At 51.4% G+C, this 2,500-nt stretch carries 1 rRNA gene (only partly in view); it reads right to left on the bottom strand.

Going from position 1 to position 2,500, the window contains the following annotated elements:
* Positions 1-2,500, bottom strand: a 23S ribosomal RNA gene (locus ACM14_RS29290) (it extends past both window edges: 261 nt to the left, 115 nt to the right).

Raw genomic sequence — 2,500 nt, 5'->3', positions numbered from 1 at the left:
TCCTCAAATCTGCAGCGCCCACGGAAGATAGGGACCAAACTGTCTCACGACGTTTTAAACCCAGCTCACGTACCTCTTTAAATGGCGAACAGCCATACCCTTGGGACCGACTACAGCCCCAGGATGAGATGAGCCGACATCGAGGTGCCAAACACCGCCGTCGATATGAACTCTTGGGCGGTATCAGCCTGTTATCCCCAGAGTACCTTTTATCCGTTGAGCGATGGCCCTTCCATACAGAACCACCGGATCACTATGTCCTGCTTTCGCATCTGCTCGACTTGTCAGTCTCGCAGTTAAGCACGCTTATGCCATTGCACTATCGTCACGATGTCCGACCGTAACTAGCGTACCTTCGAACTCCTCCGTTACGCTTTGGGAGGAGACCGCCCCAGTCAAACTGCCTACCATGCACTGTCCCCGATCCCGATAAGGGACCTGGGTTAGAACCTCAAACGCACCAGGGTGGTATTTCAACGTCGGCTCCATGAGAACTAGCGTCCTCACTTCAAAGCCTCCCACCTATCCTACACAGATCCGTTCAAAATCCAATACAAAGCTACAGTAAAGGTTCATGGGGTCTTTCCGTCTTTCCGCGGGGAGATTGCATCATCACAAACATTTCAACTTCGCTGAGTCTCTGGAGGAGACAGTGTGGCCATCGTTACGCCATTCGTGCAGGTCGGAACTTACCCGACAAGGAATTTCGCTACCTTAGGACCGTTATAGTTACGGCCGCCGTTTACTGGGACTTCAATCAAGAGCTTGCACCCCATCATTTAATCTTCCAGCACCGGGCAGGCGTCACACCCTATACGTCCACTTTCGTGTTTGCAGAGTGCTGTGTTTTTATTAAACAGTCGCAGCCACCGATTTTTTGCAACCGCTTTGGGCTCCCTTTGTTCAAGTTCACCTACTTGCGGCATACCTTCTCCCGAAGTTACGGTATCAATTTGCCGAGTTCCTTCTCCAGAGTTCTCTCAAGCGCCTTAGAATACTCATCTCGCGCACCAGTGTCGGTTTGCGGTACGGTCGTGTGTAGCTGAAGCTTAGTGGCTTTTCCTGGAAGCAGGGTATCACTCACTTCGTCTGCAAGCAGACTCGTTATCACCCCTCATCTAAGCCCGGCGGATTTGCCTACCAGGCACGACTACAGGCTTGAACCAACATATCCAACAGTTGGCTGAGCTAACCTTCTCCGTCCCCACATCGCACTACACATCGGTACAGGAATATTGACCTGTTTCCCATCAGCTACGCATCTCTGCCTCGCCTTAGGGGCCGACTCACCCTACGCCGATGAACGTTGCGTAGGAAACCTTGCGCTTACGGCGAGGGGGCTTTTCACCCCCTTTAACGCTACTCATGTCAGCATTCGCACTTCTGATACCTCCAGCACCCGTTACCAGGCACCTTCACAGGCTTACAGAACGCTCTCCTACCACTTGCAATAAATTGCAAATCCGCAGCTTCGGTAACTGGCTTAGCCCCGTTACATCTTCCGCGCAGGACGACTCGATCAGTGAGCTATTACGCTTTCTTTAAATGATGGCTGCTTCTAAGCCAACATCCTGACTGTTTTAGCCTTCCCACTTCGTTTCCCACTTAGCCAATTTTAGGGACCTTAGCTGGCGGTCTGGGTTGTTTCCCTCTTGAGTCCGGACGTTAGCACCCGGTGCTCTGTCTCCCAAGCTGTACTCTGCGGTATTCGGAGTTTGCATAGGTTTGGTAAGTCGCCATGACCCCCTAGCCTAAACAGTGCTCTACCCCCGCAGGTAATACTTGAGGCACTACCTAAATAGTTTTCGGAGAGAACCAGCTATTTCCAAGTTTGTTTAGCCTTTCACCCCTATCCACAGCTCATCCGCTAGTTTTGCAACACTAGTCGGTTCGGACCTCCAGTACCTGTTACGGCACCTTCATCCTGGCCATGGATAGATCACTTGGTTTCGGGTCTACACCCAGCGACTGGACGCCCTATTCGGACTCGATTTCTCTACGGCTCCCCTATTCGGTTAACCTTGCCACTGAATGTAAGTCGCTGACCCATTATACAAAAGGTACGCAGTCACCCTTGCGGGCTCCTACTTTTTGTAAGCATGCGGTTTCAGGATCTATTTCACTCCCCTCCCGGGGTTCTTTTCGCCTTTCCCTCACGGTACTGGTTCACTATCGGTCGATGATGAGTATTTAGCCTTGGAGGATGGTCCCCCCATATTCAGACAGGGTTTCTCGTGCCCCGCCCTACTTTTCTCTAGCTCAGTACCACCAGTCGGTTTTCACATACAGGGCTATCACCTACTATGGCCGGACTTTCCATTCCGTTTTGTTAACCGTCTGACTATCACTAGAAGGCTCTTCCGATTTCGCTCGCCACTACTTTCGGAATCTCGGTTGATGTCTTTTCCTCTGGGTACTTAGATGTTTCAGTTCTCCAGGTTCGCCTCGCATACCTATGTATTCAGTATGCGATACCCTTGCGGGTGGGTTTCCCCATTCA

It is taken from the genome of Delftia sp. JD2 (assembly GCF_001682645.1).
Classification (GTDB): domain Bacteria; phylum Pseudomonadota; class Gammaproteobacteria; order Burkholderiales; family Burkholderiaceae_C; genus Comamonas; species Comamonas acidovorans.
The sequence above is the reverse complement of the archived record's forward strand: the minus strand, read 5'-3'. Positions and strand labels throughout refer to the sequence as shown.